This is a genomic window from Lysinibacillus sphaericus OT4b.31, assembly GCF_000392615.1.
Taxonomy (GTDB): domain Bacteria; phylum Bacillota; class Bacilli; order Bacillales_A; family Planococcaceae; genus Lysinibacillus; species Lysinibacillus sphaericus_B.
In genome coordinates this window covers 1,190,643-1,210,407 of the sequence record NZ_KB933398.1, presented here as the reverse complement: position 1 = coordinate 1,210,407, position 19,765 = coordinate 1,190,643, and the positions used below count along the sequence as shown (strand labels likewise).

Annotated in this window: 15 protein-coding genes and 2 pseudogenes; 1 reads left to right on the top strand and 16 read right to left on the bottom strand. The window is 37.8% G+C overall.

Features of this window, described 5'->3' with window-relative positions; genetic code table 11:
- Positions 1-75: 75 nt before the first annotated feature.
- The 3 genes from uvrA to H131_RS05425 all read right to left on the bottom strand — a co-directional run bounded on the left by uvrA (position 76) and on the right by H131_RS05425 (position 5,619).
- Complete coding sequence (gene uvrA / locus H131_RS05435) at positions 76-2,940, bottom strand: excinuclease ABC subunit UvrA (protein ID WP_036131109.1); 2,865 nt, start codon at positions 2,938-2,940, stop codon at positions 76-78.
- An 8-nt stretch (positions 2,941-2,948) separates the two neighbouring features.
- Positions 2,949-4,928, bottom strand: coding sequence for an excinuclease ABC subunit UvrB (gene uvrB, locus H131_RS05430; protein WP_010858072.1), 1,980 nt, complete (start codon positions 4,926-4,928; stop codon positions 2,949-2,951).
- A gap of 448 nt (positions 4,929-5,376) precedes the next feature.
- Positions 5,377-5,619, bottom strand: a complete 243-nt coding sequence (locus H131_RS05425; RefSeq protein ID WP_010858071.1) for an IDEAL domain-containing protein — start codon at positions 5,617-5,619, stop codon at positions 5,377-5,379.
- A 227-nt stretch (positions 5,620-5,846) separates the two neighbouring features.
- Between H131_RS05425 and H131_RS05420 the strand changes: the two genes are divergently transcribed.
- Complete coding sequence (locus H131_RS05420; protein WP_010858070.1) at positions 5,847-6,356, top strand: competence protein ComK; 510 nt, start codon at positions 5,847-5,849, stop codon at positions 6,354-6,356.
- A gap of 104 nt (positions 6,357-6,460) precedes the next feature.
- Here H131_RS05420 and prfB read toward each other — a convergent pair.
- The 13 genes and pseudogenes from prfB to H131_RS25940 form a co-directional block, all read right to left on the bottom strand.
- Positions 6,461-7,562, bottom strand: a protein-coding gene (gene prfB, locus H131_RS05415; protein ID WP_155242483.1) for a peptide chain release factor 2 whose coding sequence is annotated in 2 segments (ribosomal slippage) — positions 6,461-7,489 and positions 7,491-7,562 — 1,101 coding nt in all. Because the reading frame shifts where the segments join, the coding sequence is not laid out codon by codon here.
- Between the two features lie 175 nt (positions 7,563-7,737).
- Positions 7,738-8,295, bottom strand: coding sequence for a competence protein ComK (locus H131_RS05410; RefSeq protein ID WP_010858068.1), 558 nt, complete (start codon positions 8,293-8,295; stop codon positions 7,738-7,740).
- A gap of 436 nt (positions 8,296-8,731) precedes the next feature.
- Positions 8,732-11,242 (bottom strand): preprotein translocase subunit SecA, encoded by a 2,511-nt coding sequence (secA, locus tag H131_RS05405; protein WP_010858067.1) that lies wholly within the window; start codon positions 11,240-11,242, stop codon positions 8,732-8,734.
- Between the two features lie 133 nt (positions 11,243-11,375).
- Positions 11,376-11,927, bottom strand: coding sequence for a ribosome hibernation-promoting factor, HPF/YfiA family (gene hpf / locus H131_RS05400; RefSeq protein ID WP_010858066.1), 552 nt, complete (start codon positions 11,925-11,927; stop codon positions 11,376-11,378).
- 90 nt (positions 11,928-12,017) lie between these two features.
- Positions 12,018-12,347, bottom strand: coding sequence for a PilZ domain-containing protein (locus H131_RS05395; RefSeq protein ID WP_230491824.1), 330 nt, complete (start codon positions 12,345-12,347; stop codon positions 12,018-12,020).
- A 305-nt stretch (positions 12,348-12,652) separates the two neighbouring features.
- Positions 12,653-13,063, bottom strand: a complete 411-nt coding sequence (gene fliS, locus H131_RS05390; protein ID WP_010858064.1) for a flagellar export chaperone FliS — start codon at positions 13,061-13,063, stop codon at positions 12,653-12,655.
- A 76-nt stretch (positions 13,064-13,139) separates the two neighbouring features.
- Entirely contained in the window at positions 13,140-13,499 is a 360-nt protein-coding gene (gene fliT / locus H131_RS05385; protein WP_010858063.1) for a flagellar protein FliT, read from the bottom strand.
- A gap of 24 nt (positions 13,500-13,523) precedes the next feature.
- Complete coding sequence (gene fliD / locus H131_RS23015) at positions 13,524-15,839, bottom strand: flagellar filament capping protein FliD (RefSeq protein WP_010858062.1); 2,316 nt, start codon at positions 15,837-15,839, stop codon at positions 13,524-13,526.
- A gap of 21 nt (positions 15,840-15,860) precedes the next feature.
- Complete coding sequence (locus tag H131_RS05370; RefSeq protein WP_010858061.1) at positions 15,861-16,247, bottom strand: flagellar protein FlaG; 387 nt, start codon at positions 16,245-16,247, stop codon at positions 15,861-15,863.
- Between the two features lie 531 nt (positions 16,248-16,778).
- Positions 16,779-16,910: a class I SAM-dependent methyltransferase gene (locus H131_RS26060; protein ID WP_419185159.1), complete on the bottom strand. Its 132-nt coding sequence runs from the start codon at positions 16,908-16,910 to the stop codon at positions 16,779-16,781.
- Between the two features lie 539 nt (positions 16,911-17,449).
- Positions 17,450-18,624: pseudogene (tnpC, locus tag H131_RS05365) on the bottom strand (IS66 family transposase).
- Positions 18,625-19,068: 444 nt separating this feature from the next.
- Positions 19,069-19,400: pseudogene (gene tnpB, locus H131_RS26055) on the bottom strand (IS66 family insertion sequence element accessory protein TnpB).
- A gap of 17 nt (positions 19,401-19,417) precedes the next feature.
- Positions 19,418-19,765: hypothetical protein (locus H131_RS25940; RefSeq protein WP_329600432.1), on the bottom strand; the 348-nt coding region annotated here is incomplete at its 5' end.

Here is a 19,765-nt window from a genome sequence, read left to right as displayed (position 1 = left end):
AATGTCGTGAATTTTTTTGTAAATATTCTATTTCATCAGCGCATATAAGCGCCAGCTAGCACCGTATCGAACATTTTATTTGGATGCTTGTGCTAAAACTGTGTCCATCCGCATACGATCACGCACTAAAATTGGCTTTAAATATTTCCCTGTATAGGAGCCCTTTACTTCTACTACTTCTTCTGGTGTACCTGTAGCGACGATTGTCCCACCTTTGTCGCCACCTTCTGGCCCTAAATCGATAATGAAATCGGCTGTTTTAATAACATCCAAATTGTGTTCAATGACCAGCACCGAGTCACCATTTTCTACAAGTCGTTGCAAGACAATTAGTAAACGTGCAATATCGTCGGCATGTAAACCTGTTGTCGGCTCATCTAAAATATAGAATGATTTACCAGTGGAACGACGATGTAGCTCTGAAGCTAGCTTCACACGTTGTGCCTCACCACCAGATAATGTCGTCGCAGGTTGGCCTAGTTTCATATAACCTAACCCAACATCCACAATCGTCTGTAATTTGCGCTGGATTTTTGGAATATTTTCAAAGAACACGACCGCATTTTCAATTGTCATATCTAAAATATCCGCAATACTTTTATCTTTATATTTCACTTCAAGCGTTTCTCGGTTATAGCGCTTACCATGACAGATCTCACACGGTACATATACATCTGGCAAGAAATGCATTTCGATTTTAATAATACCGTCTCCACGACAAGCCTCACAGCGACCACCTTTCACGTTAAAGCTAAAACGACCTTTTTTATAGCCGCGTACTTTGGCCTCATTCGTTGTCGCAAAAACATCTCGAATATCATCGAATACGCCTGTATAAGTGGCAGGGTTTGAACGTGGTGTCCGACCAATTGGGGACTGGTCAATATCGATAACTTTTTCTAGTTCCTCCATACCCGCTACTTCTTTATGTTCACCTGGCTTTATCTTTGAACGGTTAAGCTTTTGAGCCAACGATTTATATAAAATTTCATTAATAAGTGTTGATTTACCAGAGCCTGAAACACCTGTCACTGCGACAAATAGACCTAATGGTATATCTACTTTAACATTTTGTAGATTATTTTCTTTTGCTCCCTTAATAGAAAGCTTACGACCATCTGGTTTACGACGCTCAATTGGTAGTGGAATAAACTTTTTCCCACTTAAATATTGTCCCGTTAACGACTTAGGATTGTCCATTACTTCCTGTGGTGTTCCTGCTGCAACAATTTCACCACCATGGACACCAGCACCAGGTCCTACATCAATCAGATAATCCGCAGCCAACATTGTATCTTCATCATGCTCAACAACAATTAATGTATTGCCAATATCTCGCATATTTTGTAGCGTACTAATAAGACGGTCATTGTCTCGTTGATGTAAACCGATCGACGGCTCATCCAAAATATAAAGTACACCCGTTAACCGAGAACCAATTTGCGTCGCTAAGCGAATTCGTTGTGCTTCCCCACCAGAAAGTGTTCCAGCCGCACGACTAAGCGTTAAATAATCTAAACCGACATTGACTAAGAAACCAAGACGTTCTTCTATTTCACGCAAGACAAGTCGAGCAATTTGCATATCTTTTTCAGATAAATCCAGCTCTTTGAAAAAAGTATCTGCATCCTGAATTGAATACGTTGTTACTTCCCCAATATGCTTGTCAGCAATTTTCACAGCTAAAGTCTCCGGTTTTAAGCGATAGCCTTTACAAGATGGACAGTTTTGTTGTGCCATATATTTTTCCATTTGCTCACGTACATAATCGGAAGTTGTCTCTTTAAATCGACGCTCTACATTATGCACAACACCTTCAAACTCAATCATTTGGTCACGTACATTGCCAAACTCATTTTCATAGTGGAAATGAACTTTATCCTTACCCGAGCCAAATAAAATCTTATCCATCTTCTCTTTCGGCAGATCTTTCACTGGCACATCCATCGCAATATCATAATGGTCACATACTGCCTTTAATAACTGTGGATAGTATTGTGAGCTTGTCGGTTCCCAAGGTGCAATCGCATGTTCTAATAATGAACGATCCCAATCTGGCACAATTAGTTCAAGGTCTACCTCTTGGGTTGTACCTAAACCATCACAACTCGTACATGCCCCAAATGGACTGTTAAATGAAAACATACGCGGTTCAAGCTCACCAATCGAGAAACCACATAATGGGCAGGCGTGATGCTCACTAAATAGTAATTCTTCATGCTCCATCACATCAACTAGCACACGTCCTTCTGCTAACCGAAGTGCCGTCTCGAGCGAATCACTAAGTCGTGCGGCAATACCTTCTTTTACAACGACACGGTCCACGACAACTTCAATTGAATGCTTTTTGTTTTTATCAAGATCGATTGCATCATCTAAATCACGTAATTCACCATCAATACGTACTCGTACAAAGCCTTGCTTCTTCAAATCTTCTAGCAGCTTTACATGCGTTCCCTTGCGCCCTGAAACCATTGGCGCAAGTAACTGCATTTTCGTACGTTCTGGATACACTAGTAGTCGATCGACCATTTGCTCAATTGTTTGGGATGTAATTTCAATGCCGTGATTCGGACAAATTGGTTTGCCTACACGCGCATAAAGTAAGCGCAAATAATCATATATTTCCGTTACTGTGCCAACAGTTGAACGAGGATTTCGACTCGTCGTTTTTTGATCAATTGATATGGCAGGTGAAAGTCCTTCAATCGCATCCACATCTGGTTTGTCCATCTGCCCAAGGAACTGGCGAGCATAAGCAGACAATGATTCGACATAACGACGCTGTCCCTCTGCATAAATCGTGTCAAAGGCTAACGAAGATTTTCCTGAGCCCGATAAACCCGTTAACACAACTAATTGATCACGTGGAATCGTGACGTTAATATTTTTCAAATTATGTGCACGTGCGCCCTGCACGACGATTTCTGTATTTTTCACAAGTCCGATCACCCTTCTGTCTTCAATTCAAAAATAGTATCTCGCAGTTCAGCTGCACGTTCGAAATCAAGTGCTTTGGCTGCTTCCTTCATTTCTATTTCAAGTGTAGCAAGTAATTTCTCTTTCTCTACCTTCGTCAACTTCTTACCTTTTGTTGCCTTTGTCACATATGATTCTTCTTCTTCTGCTACCTGTGTCGCACGGATTATGTCAGGAATTTTCTTGACAATCGTCTTCGGTGTAATACCATGTTCCTCGTTGTACGCCATTTGTAGTGTTCGACGACGCTTCGTTTCACCAATGGCCTTTTTCATAGAATCTGTCATGTTATCGGCGTACATAATAACATGTCCATTGGCATTACGAGCCGCACGCCCAATTGTTTGAATCAATGAGCGTTCTGAACGTAAAAATCCTTCCTTATCTGCATCTAAAATTGCCACAAGTGATACTTCAGGAATATCCAGACCTTCACGTAACAGATTAATGCCGATAAGTACATCATATGTGCCCTTCCGTAGCTCACGGATAATTTCTATACGTTCAAGCGTCTTAATCTCTGAATGTAAGTATTCCACTTTTAAGCCCATTTCCTTCAGATAAGCTGATAAATCTTCCGACATTTTTTTCGTTAATGTTGTCACAAGTACACGCTCATTACGGGTAATGCGCTCTTGAATTTCATCGATTAAATTATCAATTTGTCCTTCTATCGGACGTACCTCAATCAATGGATCTAACAGACCCGTCGGACGAATAATTTGCTCAGCCATCACTGGTGTATGTTCAATTTCATATGGACCAGGCGTTGCTGAAACAAAAATCGCTTGCTTTACTTTTGCATCAAATTCTTCAAAACGAAGTGGTCTGTTATCCAGTGCAGACGGCAAACGGAAGCCATGCTCTACAAGTACACCCTTGCGCGCTTGGTCGCCATTATACATACCTCGTACTTGTGGTAGTGTTACATGGCTTTCATCTACTACAAGTAAAAAATCCTCTGGAAAGTAGTCCATTAAAGTGTAAGGTGTTGCCCCAGCTTCACGTAATGTTAAATGACGGGAATAGTTTTCGATACCTGAGCAAAAGCCCATTTCCTTCATCATTTCTAAATCATAGCGTGTTCGCTGCTCTAAGCGTTGTGCCTCTAGTAGCTTATCCTCTGCTCGTAATAGAGTAAGTCGTTCTTCTAGTTCTTTTTCAATATTTTCAATGGCTTTAATCATTTTCTCTTCACGTGTAACGAAGTGGGACGCAGGGAAAATAGCTACATGATCACGGTCCGCTAAAATTTCACCAGTCAACGCATTGACCTCACGAATACGGTCAATCTCATCACCGAAAAATTCAACTCGTATACAATGTTCATCGCGCGATGCTGGGAAAATTTCTACAACATCACCACGGACACGGAAAGTCCCACGTGTAAAGCTCACATCATTACGCTCATACTGCACATCAACAAGTTTTCGTAGCAACTGATTGCGCTCAATTTCCATGCCGGTACGAATTGACACGACCATTTCTCGATATTCTTGAGGAGAACCTAATCCGTAAATGCAGGACACGGATGCAATAATAATGACATCATCACGCTCAAAAAGTGCAGATGTCGCAGAGTGACGTAATTTATCGATTTCATCATTTATGCTGGAATCTTTCTCGATGTACGTATCTGTTTGCGGTACATAGGCCTCTGGCTGAAAGTAATCATAATAACTGACAAAATATTCAACTGCATTATTTGGGAAAAACTCTTTAAATTCACTATATAATTGACCAGCAAGCGTTTTATTATGGGCCATAATAAGCGTCGGTTTCTTCACCTGCTGAATCACATTAGAAATCGTAAACGTTTTACCTGTCCCTGTTGCACCAAGCAATGTTTGATGACGTTTACCTGCGTGTACGCCCTCCACTAATTCTACGATTGCCTGTGGCTGATCCCCACTAGGCTGATATGGCGCTTGTAAATCAAATTCTTGCACACATGTCCCCGTCCTTTCCTTCCAATTTGTACATTTATTTTAGCATAGCAGTATGAAAATATCGAACATTTAACGAACGAATGTTTGTTTTTTTATTTTAGAATTCTTCTCTTTCGTATTATCTTTCTATCATTGACGTTTTCGATGGAAATTACTCCCTGAATTCATCATGGTAGCCGTGGTGTGGGTTGGAATACCCGCGGTGATTGATGGAATACCCGCGAATGCTGCTTGTTTACCCGCGTAATGGAGGGAATATACCCGGATTCTCAAATACCCGCGGTTTGATTTCATATCCAATTAGCATACTCGCAATAAGCACTGCAAAAACCGCGAACATTATTTTATTACCCGTAATTTAAGCAAATTAGCTCCCGATAGCAAAATGACTTCAAGTTAATAATAAAAAATCCGCCCTCCAATTATTGGAGAGCGGGTTCGTATCATATTATTCACTTACTACTTGGTGCAGTGCTTCTAGTTCAGTTGCGTATAGATGAAATGCTACTTCATCTTTTTCGTCGAGTGCTCTATCTATCAGAACCATGAGCTTCTCCTCACGATGCATACGCTGGATACGATTTAAAAATAAATCTAAATAAATCTCGTTCAATAATTTCTCTGCCTCATCAACTTTTTTTGAGTGACCAACGGCTTTTAGAAAATCTGTATACGAATAATATTTATCCAACGATCTCACCTCGATCCTTTTCTAAATTATAAGAAAATTGAAACTAAAATGCAATGCTTAAGAAATGAAAATCAGTTTAATTTGGTAAATCCCTAGTGATTATTAACGTATTTCTTCTAAGAAATTGCCTGTTTTATCTATGATTTTTGCTCGTTATCTATATTTCCTGAATGTTATTTTGTGTTATAAACTACAGCTAATAAATAGGAAAAGGGGGCACTACATATATGTCAAGAAACTATGTTAATGGTTATTTAATGTCATTCAATACGTATTTGTTACAGCCGATTCAACATGAGTCCAAAATTTTCACAAGAGTGATTGATAAGCATAACGAACTTATTGTCACACGCAAGCCGATGCATGTATTGCGAAAATCTTGCCTATCACTAGGTACAACCTATGAGGCAGCAAAGTATTCTGCCAAACGTTTTTTTGGCAATCAACATAAACTACCGATTGTCGTCGCCTATGATTATGGCTTTCCTTGTATTTTTCTACCAACCTATTCGCCAAATTCTATACACAATACATGGATAGGACTCCATGCTATTTCAAATATTATACCTAGTAAAATCGGTTGTATCGTCATACTGAAAAATGACATAAGCATTGAATTTCCCATTAAATATGCTTCCATTAGCAAACAATTTGTCAATGCCTCTATGCTCTATAAACATTATATGGATGAACGTAAGCAGCTTAGCCATGATGCCCCGTACCATCCACCATTTTAACAATGATAGGGCGTCAGCCACTTGAAGTGTAACAGACGTTAATGTCATCCATAACCAATCCATAAAAAATACCTCAGGAGCACAGTGCTTCTGAGGTATTTTCATTATCCAATTCTTGAACGTAAGTATGCATTAATGAATGGATCTAAATCACCATCCATCACCGCGCCTACATTACCTGTTTCTTCACTTGTACGATGATCCTTCACCATAGAATAGGGATGGAATACATATGAACGAATTTGCGAGCCCCAGCCAATTTCCTTTTGCTCACCACGAATTTCATCCAGTTGTGCTTGCTGCTTATCAATTTCTAATTGATATAGCTTTCCTTTTAACATCGTCATTGCCTTTTCACGGTTTTTAATCTGTGAACGCTCTGCCTGACATTGCACGACTGTACCAGTAGGAATATGCGTAATACGAACGGCTGAATCCGTCGTATTAATATGCTGACCACCAGCACCTGTTGCACGGTACGTATCAATTTTTAAATCCTCTGTACGAATATCAACTTCAATATTATCATCAAATTCTGGCATTACATCACATGATACGAATGATGTATGACGACGACCTGAAGAATCGAACGGTGAAATACGTACTAAACGGTGCACACCCTTTTCAGACTGTAAGTAACCATACGCATTGTGCCCCTTAATCGATAATGTCACGGATTTAATCCCTGCTTCATCACCTGGCAAATAATCGACTGTTTCGACCTTAAAGCCACGTTTTTCAGCCCAACGATTATACATACGCAGCAGCATAGAACCCCAATCCTGTGATTCCGTTCCACCAGCACCCGGATGAAGCTCTAAAATCGCATTATTTTGATCATATGGACCGCTCAGTAATAGTTGCAACTCGAAATCTGCCATCTTTTGTTGGAATTCCACAAGCTCTTTGCCTAGCTCCTCTTGTAATTCCTCATCCGGTTCTTCGCGCAATAATTCTAATGTCATATCTAAGTTTTCATGTGTGTCTACTAATTCTTTATATTCATTTACGATCGCTTTTAAGCCGTTTCCTTCATTAATGACCACTTGTGCCCCTTGCTGATCATCCCAAAAGCCTGGCTCTAGCATCATTTCATCTAATTCCTGAATACGTGCCTCTTTGTTTTCTAAGTCAAAGAGACCCCCTAAAGTCCGCCAATTTTTTGGCTGTATTGTCTAATGCGTTACGTACATCTGCTAATTCTATCATCGTTAAATCCTCCGAACATTTTTTATGGATTTCTACACGCAAATCCGTATCTTTCTATTATAGCGTTTTTATTTCGGAAAACATACTTTTTTCAGCACAACACCATTTTAAACAACAGAAGAAACACATACTATTTCACAAGTTCTGTGATAGTATGTGTCAAAAAATCCTTCTAATTTTCATCTTTCTTTGCTTCTTCTTCTAGCAAGGGGCGATTCCTCATTCGTTGAAATACTTTAACACGGTCATGTTTGACAAGTAAATGCTTCGTTCGTTTCTCTAATTTATATTTCAATAAAAAAGCTCTTTGAATTCGATATTCAAATGACTTTGCACTTACATCAACAATCATTTCCTTACCATTCATAAAAATCACTTTTGTCTGCTTTTTATCAACTGCTGTAAAATCATCTATTTGATGTACGGCAAACCAAATACAATCTGGATGTAAGGGCGACTTACTTGGAAACCATAATATATTAAAACGTTCATGCACAACAATTGGATTCTTATTGAGCTTACCTAGAATCATTTTTGATCCATCAAAAGCCCCTCGTAAACTTGATCCATAATATCGTAGATTAAAGTCCATTAATTGCGTTGGCGTTAATTTTGATACATATTGATAATCCCGTTCAATTACACGCGTACACAAATTTCCAAAGGAATCATACTCAGGCATATACAGCATTGTTTCACGACTCATGATATCTTCACTATTATAATGCAATGCTAAACCTCCTTAAATCTTCACTTTATATTTTCAATAAAAAAGGAATATACTGAATATATTGGTATACTCCAATGTATCTCCTCGAGTAAGTCTGGCAGGACATCATTACTCGAGGTTTTCTAATTTTCTACACATGAATCACCCCTTTTCTACAAAAAAGTACTTTCATATATGTTAAATACTTTTGATATATCAATTTGACTAGTCAATTCCACTGATAAAAAGTTAGTTCGAATGTAATAATCAATACAAATTAATTGAACTAAATACCTATTGTTACAGTTATTGTATACGGATGACACCGAATTGTCTATCAATTCTGACTTTTTTCTCCTTTTTTTACCTAAAAGCGGGTAATTTGTTTAATCAAATTAGGAAACGAAAAAAGACCATTTCAACGTCATGTTGAAATGATCTTTTCTGGAGATATTACTTATTGACCTGCACCATGGCAATTTTTAAACTTCTTACCACTACCACATGGACATAAATCGTTACGACCGATATCTTCAGCCTTGCGCACAGGTTGCTTTTTCGGTGCCGGCGAGCCATCTTCTTTCGGATTAACAGCCTGACCTTTTGCAACCTCTTCACGTTCTAGGTTACTACGAATTTCTGCTTTCATCGCATATTTTGCTACATCTTCACGAATTGAAGCGACCATATCCTCAAACATAGCAAAGCCTTCTTGTTGATATTCGCGTAGTGGATCATTTTGGCCGTATGCACGTAAATGAATACCTTGACGTAGCTGATCCATCGCGTCAATATGATCAATCCACTTCGTATCAATTGAACGCAATAAAATAACCTTTTCAAACTCGCGCATACGTTCTGGTGTAAGCTCCGCTTCTTTTTCATCATAGCGAATATGCACAGCGTCCGAGATAAATGCAATAATTTCTTCGGTAGATTTACCTTGTAAATCCGCAGCTTTTAAATTACCTTCTTCTAATAGGTTTGCAGCTACGAAATCCTCAATTGCTTTTAAGTTCCAGTCCTTTTGCTCACCTTGCGTATACAGTCCCACGATATTGTCGATTGTTTCTTGAATCATCGACTCTACAAGCACACGCATATTTTCTGTTTCTAAGACATCATAACGCTCTTTATAAATAATCTCACGTTGCTGACGTAAAACATCATCATATTGTAATAAACGTTTACGTGCATCGAAGTTATTTCCTTCAACACGTTTTTGTGCAGATTCAACAGCCTTTGAAACAACTTTTGATTGCAGTGGCTGAGAATCGTCCATACCTAACTTCATCATCATTGACTTCATGTTATCAGAGCCAAAACGACGCATTAAATCATCTTCAAGTGACAAGTAGAATTGGGTAACCCCTGGATTCCCTTGACGACCAGAACGTCCACGTAACTGATTATCGATACGGCGAGATTCATGACGCTCTGTACCGATTACCGCTAATCCACCGATTTCCATTACGCCTTCACCTGGTTTAATATCTGTACCACGACCAGCCATATTCGTCGCAATGGTTACCGCACCTTGTTCACCGGCATTTGCAATAATTTCTGCCTCGCGCTCATGGTTTTTCGCATTTAATACGTTATGTGGAATTTTATGTTTATTTAATAAGTTGGAAATAATTTCTGATGTTTCAATCGCAACAGTACCAACAAGAACTGGTTGTCCAGCTTTATGGCGCTCTGCAATATCCGCAGCTACGGCTTTATATTTCCCTTCCATTGAAGCGAAAATTAAATCCGCACGGTCATCACGTGCAATTGGTTTATTCGTTGGAATCGCGATAACACTCATATTGTAAATATTACGGAATTCCTCTTCCTCTGTTTTTGCTGTACCAGTCATACCTGCAAGCTTTTGATACATACGGAAGTAGTTTTGGAACGTAATTGTCGCCATTGTCATCGATTCGTTTTGAATCTCAACGCCCTCTTTGGCCTCAATTGCCTGGTGCAGACCGTCAGAATAACGTCGACCTTTCATTAAACGACCTGTAAAGCCGTCAACGATGACGATTTCGCCCTCTTGAACCACATAGTCAACATCATTATGCATGCTGACATGTGCCTTTAACGATTGGTTAATGGCATGATTTAAACGCACATGAGTTAAATCGAACAGATTGTCGATGCCGAATGCCTTTTCAGCTTTTTCCACACCTGCATCCGTTAACGTAACACCCTTTGTGGACTCTTCATATGTGTAATCTGTATCTGCACTTAACATACGTACGAATGCATTAGACTGCTTGTACAATTGTGCTGATTTACCAGCCTGACCCGAAATAATTAATGGCGTTCGTGCTTCATCGATTAAAATGGAGTCCACCTCATCGATGACAGCATAATGCAGTGGACGCTGTACACGTTCTTCTTTGTAAAGCACCATATTATCACGTAAATAGTCGAAGCCTAGCTCATTGTTCGTGCTATACGTAATATCTGCCTCATAAGCCGCACGCTTCTCTTCTTTCGATAAGCTGTTCAAGTTTAAACCAACTGAAAGCCCTAAGAAGTTATACAGTTCGCCCATTTCCGCAGCATCACGACTTGCTAAATATTCATTGACTGTTACAACATGCACACCCTTACCAGTAAGCGCATTGAGGTAAACGGCCATCGTAGCTGTCAATGTTTTACCTTCACCGGTTTTCATCTCCGAAATATTACCCTCATCCAGTGAAGCCGCACCCATAATTTGCACGCGGAATGGATACATGCCTAGAACACGTTTCGATGCTTCACGACTAACAGCAAACGCTTCGGCTCGAATCGACTCTAAATTTTCGCCATCCGTGTAACGTTGTTTAAACTCTTCTGTTTTCGCTTGTAGTTGATCATCTGAAAGCTGTTCCATTTGAGAAGCGAACCCCTCTACTTGGTCAGCGATTTTTTCTAATTTTTTTAACTCACGTTTATTGAAATCAAATAATTTATTTAATAGGTTTGCCATGAATTTTTTCACTTCCTATATAGTCTCAACTTTCATTTTACCATTGTCTAACATCTTCATGCAAACAGTCTCTCTATTGCGTGCCAAAAGCACAAAAAAAAAGACTCTCGCACTTGCGAGAGCCTTACATATATTATGTTGTTTCAATCAAGCCATATTTACCATCTCTACGTTTGTAGACGATATTTGTGCCGTTTGATTCGGCATCCGTAAAGATATAGAAATCATGCCCTAGCATATTCATCTGTAAAACCGCTTCTTCTTGATCCATCGGTTTTAAATCGAATTGTTTTGTACGAACAATTGAGTATTCGTCTTCATCTGTTGTTGTATCTATTGTAGCCTGAGATGTAGCAAAATAAATACCTGCTCCTTCACGCTCACGGAATTTACGGTTTACCTTCGTTTTATGTTTACGAATTTGACGTTCTAATTTATCAACAATTAAGTCAATCGCTGCGTACATGTCATTATGACGCTCTTCTGCACGTAGCGTTAAATTTTTCATTGGAATTGTCACTTCCACTTTTGTTTGCTTGTCATTATATACCTTTAAATTTACGTTGGCGTTGGCATTAACGTCTTCGTTAAAATAACGCTCAACTTTCTCAACTTTGTTCTCAACATACTCTCGAATAGCTGGAGTTACCTCAATATTTTCACCGCGAATGTTAAAGTTTAACATGCAAACTCCTCCTTTATAACTGCTATACTTTATATTTCTACACAAGTGTGTGAAATTCCTCTAAAAAAATTCCTTTTTTCACAATAAATTTTAAGAATCGATTTTCTTCATTTTTGCCTCAGCTGCTTCTTTTTTACGGCGAGACTTCAACTCTTCGACAATAAAGTCTTCAAGCGTTCCTTGATTATTGAAATACACACCATAGTACTTACCGCTGGCAAACGGACGACTCCAAATGATCTCACCATAAGCTCGTATTTCTCTTGTATCAAGAATAAAACGTAAATCAAGAGGTGGCGGGTTCACCCCTAAATCCACTTCAGTGTACATCTTTAAACCTCTTGGACTCACATCGAGCAAGTCCGCCATCGCAGTTTGTGAATTATTGACTCTGCCGTCTTCATATATCGCAAAAGTCATTTTAACAGGCTCCTCGAATTTAAACCGAAAGCCTTCTTGCCGCTTAAATACCATTTTCCCACTCCAATACTTTTCCAAACATTTATTTAGCTTGATTATGACACGAATGCCCGATTTACATCCAGAGGGAATAAGTAACATATTTTACCGTTTTATGAACTAAATTATGACTATTTGGGCTTATGCCTCTGTCTATCATTGAAAGGCTTTAGAAATTATAGCGCTTTTTTATGAATATGTTCTAAGTTCAGACCTTTCTTCATATAACAAAAGAGACCATCAATTAATGATGGTCTCTATTTTTCTTAAATTTGTCCGCTATTGCCATTTCCGAATTGTTGTTGTCGATTAATGCGGATAACTTCTTTCCAAGTATCGCGGAATTCCGTCACCAAACCTTCAACTTCTTCAATAGTAGCTACATCATTTTGAATATTGGCCTCTACTAAACGGCGATTCATATATTCATAGAGGGCAAACATATTCTTTGACACCTCTATATCCATATTGAGTGTTGCCATAAGCTCGCTAATGATGGCTTGGGCCTTTAGTAGATTTGTATTTTTTTCTTGGACATCTTTTTCTTGTATTGCATGTTTTGCTTTGTGCAAAAACTTTAAACATCCATTATAAAGCATTAACGTAAGCTCACCAGGTGACGCAGTAGTGACACTGTTTTGCTTGTACGCGTTTTGGGCTGTTAAATTTGCTGCCAATAAAGGACAACTCCTTTTAAAGGTTACTTATTTACTATTTTAAACCATTTATCGAAGAAAAGCTAATAGGTATTTGTTAATTCTTTTTGTCATAATACATTCCGTCCATTGTACGTACATTGCCATATGGATTAAAGTATTGTTCTTCACTTTTTTTCGTTTTTTGTAGGTTTGCCATATCCTGCTTTACAGCGTCCATGACAACAGCCAATCGTTGTTTAATACCATTATCTAATTCGAGCAACGTTCGATGAATGCGGTTCTGCTCATCGAAATGAAAGCCTTCCTGAACCAATTTTTCAATAATTTTGCCACGCTTGTCCAACATATTGTTGATATTATCGATATACTCATCACGATCTTCACCTATTGGGATGTCACCTAAAAATTTGAATAAATTAGCTGATACCTGCAATAATTGATCTATTAGTTGCATAACATTCTCCTACTTTGCTAATTACTAGCCTTGTCCGCCAAATTGAGATAAATAGCCTGATTGGGAATTTGCTTTATTAATCGCTTGTTCCATAGCTGTGAATTGCTTCCAATAACGTTCTTCTACACGTACTAAACGAGTTTGTAATCTCTCTATACGCGTATCTAAATCAACCATACTTTTCCCAATATTGTATTGGCCGTCGTTCGTCATTGTTGCACGTCCGGCTTTTTTCTGAATTTTTAATTCAAAACTCTTAATCGAATCTCTTAATCGATCTACAATCCCTCTTGTGTCAACCGTTTTAGATTGTCCTGTATTAGGATCTGTAACAGTATCGTTCGCATTACCTTTTTGTATAAAGATATTCGATACTTGGTCTGAATCCTTTTTTAAAGCAGCACTAAGTTTACTTTCATCAATAACTAACTTACCACCGTCAGTATAGTCCTTAGATGTTGTAATACCAATTTCAGCTAATGAATCTATCATGCTATCGCTTAAACCGCCTACTGAACCCACAAAATTCGCACGCATTGTAGATATGCCTTCTCGTACAAGTGAGTCATTTCTTAAAAGACCGCTCTTAGCCTTCTCTTCCCACATCTTAATCTCACTTTCTGACATACCTTCTTTTTGCTCAGTTGTCAGCGGTAAATAGCTCTTATATTTTGTCTCTTTTAAAGAACCATTCAAGTCTGTTATAAGAGCGTTATAAGTTGTTACAAACTCTTTGATTTTCGTCATCATCGCATCAGTATCGTTAGTAGAGGTAACAGTTACACCATCTGTTGCAGCATCTAAATCCGCATTGAAGGTACCAGTTAAATTTATTGTGTAACCTTCAATATTCACAGTATTTGATTGACTTTCCATTATTAAATCATTCACTTTATACTTAGCGTTTGATCCTAACCCTGATAAGTCAACTTTAGTTTCACCTGTTGGCCCTACTGTACCCGTTGTATTAAAACCAAGCTGTTTGAATAATTCAAGGCCTGATTCATCATGAGTTTCGATGTTATTCTCATCGACTGTTTTAACCGTACTTAATTGAATATCAGCAGTAGCCCCATCTTTATTTGTCCCGGTATTATTCGCAGAAATAGACATTTTGCCATTTGAGAACATTGCTGTCACACCAGCACCGGAACTATTAATTTTCTTCATAAGGGAATCTATTGTATCCGTTGCTTTATACTCAACAATCGTATCTTTCATCTTTCCATCTGCTTGAACTGCACTTAATTTGAATTTACCATCAGTTAAAAGACCTAAGTGTTGCAGAGAAATGCTACCTGTAGGTGTTACAGAAGGACCACCGTGTGTAGCAATTTCTACTTGATTAAACCCTTTAGAGCCCCCCCCCATTGTTTGATGGATACCAAGCTTAGCCAAATCTCCACGATTTCCATCATCAAATTGTATCGGCTTACCATCTTTCGAATTCATACTAAACTTTCCTGTTTTTTCATTAAACGAAGCCGCTATACCTTGAGCATTTAAATCCGTTACTAACTTTCCAATAGTCTGACTTGGATCATTTGCATCATAATCTACAGTTTTCTCTTCCCCATTCACTGTAAATTTAATAGTACCCGTTCCAGAAAAACCTAAATCACTTAGTTTAGTTGAATTTCTTGCTGGTACTTCTAGAGTGTTGTCATTAGGGTCTGTTGCTTTTAATACTGAAGATGTATATGATGTCCCAAAACCTAACTGATCTCTTAAAAAGGCTGCACTGTTTGCATCATCTACTTCTACCTTTTTTTCTCCAATAGAACCTAGAGAGAACTTTCCTGTTTTCTCATCATAACTTGCCTTATCGAAACCTGCATTTACTAATTGATCTACAAGATCTGACACTTTAGTAGATCCATTAATCTCAATATTATGGCTGGTTCCATCAACCGTAATGTTAAAATTCCCTTGTGACATACCTATATTCGCTAGTACATCTGTGTCTGTTGCATTACGGTAAGTAGTTTGTTCCGCTGTCTTCGCACCCGATTTAGCAGCTGAGGCCAAAGAGTTCACACCTTGTATATTTAATGAACCAGATGCATTAGTACCCGCCGTAATCGATACTTTATCGGTATTTGAGCCAGTTATAGTTGAGGACTTTTTGACGAAGTTACTTGAAAGCCTAAAGTTATCGAATAAGTACTGATCAAATGCTTTAATTTTTGTATTCACGCCACGATATGCATCACGTTGCCATTCATATATAGTCTTCTTTTGTTGCATTTTGTATAATGGTGCGCGCTCCGCAGACATCAATTTTGCTACAATACTATCGATATCCATACCTGAGGCTAAACCGCCAATTCTATTTACCATCTCTTTTTCCTCCAATTATCCTTAAATTTTTTCATCTACTATCATGCCGAGCAATTTTTGCATTTCATAAAATGCATCTAACAATTTTTTCGGTGGAATTTCTTTTACAACTTCTTCTGTATCACGATTCACGATTGTTACATAATAACGCTCCAATCCTTCATGATACTTAAATTTCGAAGAACTATGATTTATTTCAAGGAAATCATTCACTGCTTGAACAGCTTGTTGTAGCTTTTCTTTTGAAATTTCCTTCTCTTCACCAACAATAGTTTCCTTTTCTACTACTGGTTGCGAAACAGGTTCAGATGTAGCCTTGATTTTTATACTATCCTGGCCACTTACTACATTCTTATTTTTTTTAGCGGTGATTGCATCCATTGATTGGCCTTGCGCTTCGATACGCATTCTACTCAACCTCCTTATCATTTCTTTTACTTATACTTATTATCGGAAGTATTTTGTATTGTTTCACGTTTTTAATTAAACTAAAATGTGTTGGTTGGTTACATGCTAATTTTTTTAAACTTTTTTCATCAGACCTCTATTATTTATATAGCAAAAAAAACTCGAATTCAGTCGATATATCCGAGTTCAAGGCCTCTATTTATTCGTTTAATTCATCAACTTTATTTACTATATAATCTTTCTCTCACTTATATACTTCAATCCAAAACATGGTTTTCTAATTAATTTTATCAATTATTTTATCTTCAATTGTTCTATACTCTAACATGATTAAATCATCAGATTGCAAACTTTTTGACAGCACATTAAGCAAGATTGCTTCTGTTCCTTATTTATAGAATGAAAGAAAAATCTACTATATAATAAGATTCTTTGCATTTTTTTGCATCAACTGAAACATCATCAATAAACTTCTGCAATCTAAGTTCATCAGCAATATCTATGTTTATAAATTCAATATTACTAATGTTTTTACATTTTCATTGTATTAATCGCCTCTACCAATCTATCAATTCCATATACCTGAATTCCATTCTTTGCAAAAGAACGAGTATCTCTTCCAGATCCACATCCAATATCAAGAATTACACTGTCTTTCTTAATTATATTTTTTACAAAAGAACAAAATGTAGATTCTTCATCTATTGATACCTTTCTGTAAAATTCATTCTAGTAATCAATATTATTTTTTTCACTAATCAATAAATGAAACAGTTAAGTCTTTCTCTACATTCTTCTTAGTTTCAAGAATAAATGTAAAGTCATTTTCCGTAATTATTCCCCTATATGGTTGATCTGGATGAATAATTCGCGTAAAAGCAAAATCTCTAGATATTGTGTCTCCCAATGTCTTAGGTAAACTTCCCATCTATATCCTTTAGAATTTCATGATTTGAATACTTCAAACTAGTTGGTAATATATCAACTGTTTCTATTATTTCATCAGAATGAATATCAGGTATATATTTCCATTTCATCATAAATGGCACTTTAATTCTGCTATCATTGTGAAGTGTTCCTTCTTTATCTAAGGACGTTTGACCATAATGTAAGCCCGAATTATAAAAAAAATAGGCGCACCTTCTCGGTACGCATCACGATTAGCCGTATATCATTGATTTTTTATCAGATATACGGCTATTTTATTTTCCACATGCAGCTTGGATGTTTTTTGACCAAGGCATGTACTGATTTAAAATTTCTAGGTTTCGTTGGATATCCAGATTCGGTAGATCCGTCATTAACTTCATCAGGTATTGATAGAAGTCCACACCATTTGCTTTGGCTATTTCTGCGATGCTCAAGCAGATGGCGCTTGCTTTTGCACCTGCTTCACTGACAGAGAAAAGCCAATTTTTTCTCCCTATGACGTTGGGATGAATGGCATTTTCAGCTAGATTATTATCGATTTCAATACGTCCATCATTCAAGAATGCTTTCAGACCATTCACTCGATTAAGTGTATATTCCGCAGCCTTTGCAAGCGCATTTTTTCCGTAGAACGGCGATTTTTCAACCCAATCCAGAAACTTTTCAACGATTGGTTTCGAATGCTTTTTACGTTGTTTTCGACGTTTCCCTAGAGACATGTGCTTAAACTTACGTTCAAGTCGATATAAATCATCGCAATATTTTACGCCGATTTGCCCGTTTTTACTATCCGCCTTCAACCAATAACGACGAACATGTGCCCAACAATTGGCGAGGTTACACCTTCTAGTTTGCCGTAAGCAGAATAACCATCACAAACAATTGTGCCAGTATAACCTTTCGTAAAATCTTCAAGGACAGACCGAGCTCGTGATAACGAACTCTGAAATAGAATAATCACGGGACCTTGGCTCGGCACACTTCGGTAAACCCAATTGTAGGCATTCGATTGACCGGACTTTCCATACGAACGCTTAATAATTTGTGCATATGTTTCATCGACATGTAAAACTGATTTCGCCATCATGATTGATTTCATTTGTTCGTAAACAGGTAATAACCAATCCCCCGCTGCGCGAATGACCCAGTTTGAAAGGTTTTTTTCATTCGTATGTAAGCCATGACGTTCCCATTCCTTTACCTGACGATAAAGAGGTAAGTATTGGACAAATTTATCATAGATAAGTTTTGCCAGAACACTTGGGCCTGCAATACTACGTTGAATGGCAGGTTGTAGTGCTTTCCCACGTTTAATCTGCGCTTTTTGGGATGAATCGCTTTTGCAGCTTTTACATTCGTAAGCATGTTCAACGTGTTGAACTTTCATCATCATTGCGGGAATGAATTTCGCTTCTTCACGTGCGATAGTTGAGCCAATTTCAATCATTTGTCTGTGGCAACAGTCGCACTTCGTACTTTCTGGATGATGGTGAATCGTTTCTATTTCTAGGCCATCACGAAGTGAATCATGGCGTTTTTTCTTATGTATTTTACGTACAACCGTATAGGAAATTATGTGAGTGCTTTGTTCTTCTGTGTGCTCAGAATCACTAAAAGACTGATTATCATCAAATAATGATCCTTGTCCGTCTGGTGCAGTGTATTTTGATTTCTCGGTTTTCGATCCGTATAAAAGTTTTGTTAAATAGGGTACTTGTTCAGTTAGCGCTTCAATCTGTTTAGATAAGTCTTTGTTTTGTTGCTTCATATAATCAAGCTGCTCTTCAAGGAGTTTAATTAATTTCTCGGTGTTAAAAGAAGCGTTCACCAAAACATTCACCACTTTCCGTTCGTATAAGATTCTCATATTATACCATTTAAGAAAGTGAATTTAGAATAAACCTTTTGGTGTTTTTTGAATTGCCTTTGGCTGCTGTAGCGATAAACCTTCTAGAAGCCAGCGAAGTTCTTGTTGCGAAAGGTTCCGTACTTCATTTTCATCTTTCGGCCATTGGAGTTTTCCACCATCTAAGCGTTTATAGAGTAGGCGAACCCATCCCCATCAAAATACAAACATTTGTATCGATCTTTACTCAGGCCGCAAAACAGGAAAATCGAATCGCTATAGGGATCAAGTTCGAAAGAATCTTGAATCAGTGTAGCTAAGCCATCAATGCCTTTTCGCATATCCGTCTTTCCACAAACGATGTAGATATTTTTCACGTTAGTAAAATCGTGTTTCAAAAAAGTTTCAACTCCCTCATCACACTTTGGATGATGTGCTCATCTACGCCATTACAGAAGGAAATTTCCACCGTTGCTGTTTTAATCGTACATGTATTAATCCGGGGATCTTCTGTTGAGTTGACTACTGAGGAATTTTTAAGTTCGGGATGTAATGTGACCGGGATAATCGTTAATTTTTGCTGTGGCATATGAAAGGCACCTCCTTTAATTGATACCTTTATAGTGGTATGCTCCCCATTAAGTAGACAGATTAAAAAATAAAATCTGTTTATCAAATGGGGAGATTTTTTTATGAGAACGTGTAGTTTTTCAAAAGAAGAAAAATTAGAGATTTTAAAATT

Excerpts from the sequence above, each read along its gene's own strand:
- H131_RS05420 (WP_010858070.1), top strand. The coding sequence starts at position 5,847 with ATGTCAAGAAACTATGTTAATGGTTATTTAATGTCATTCAATACGTAT.
- secA (WP_010858067.1), bottom strand. The coding sequence starts at position 11,242 with ATGGCAAACCTATTAAATAAATTATTTGATTTCAATAAACGTGAGTTA.
- hpf (WP_010858066.1), bottom strand. The coding sequence starts at position 11,927 with ATGTTAAACTTTAACATTCGCGGTGAAAATATTGAGGTAACTCCAGCT.
- H131_RS05395 (WP_230491824.1), bottom strand. The coding sequence starts at position 12,347 with ATGACTTTTGCGATATATGAAGACGGCAGAGTCAATAATTCACAAACT.
- fliT (WP_010858063.1), bottom strand. The coding sequence starts at position 13,499 with ATGCAACTAATAGATCAATTATTGCAGGTATCAGCTAATTTATTCAAA.
- fliD (WP_010858062.1), bottom strand. The coding sequence starts at position 15,839 with ATGGTAAATAGAATTGGCGGTTTAGCCTCAGGTATGGATATCGATAGT.
- H131_RS05370 (WP_010858061.1), bottom strand. The coding sequence starts at position 16,247 with ATGCGTATCGAAGCGCAAGGCCAATCAATGGATGCAATCACCGCTAAA.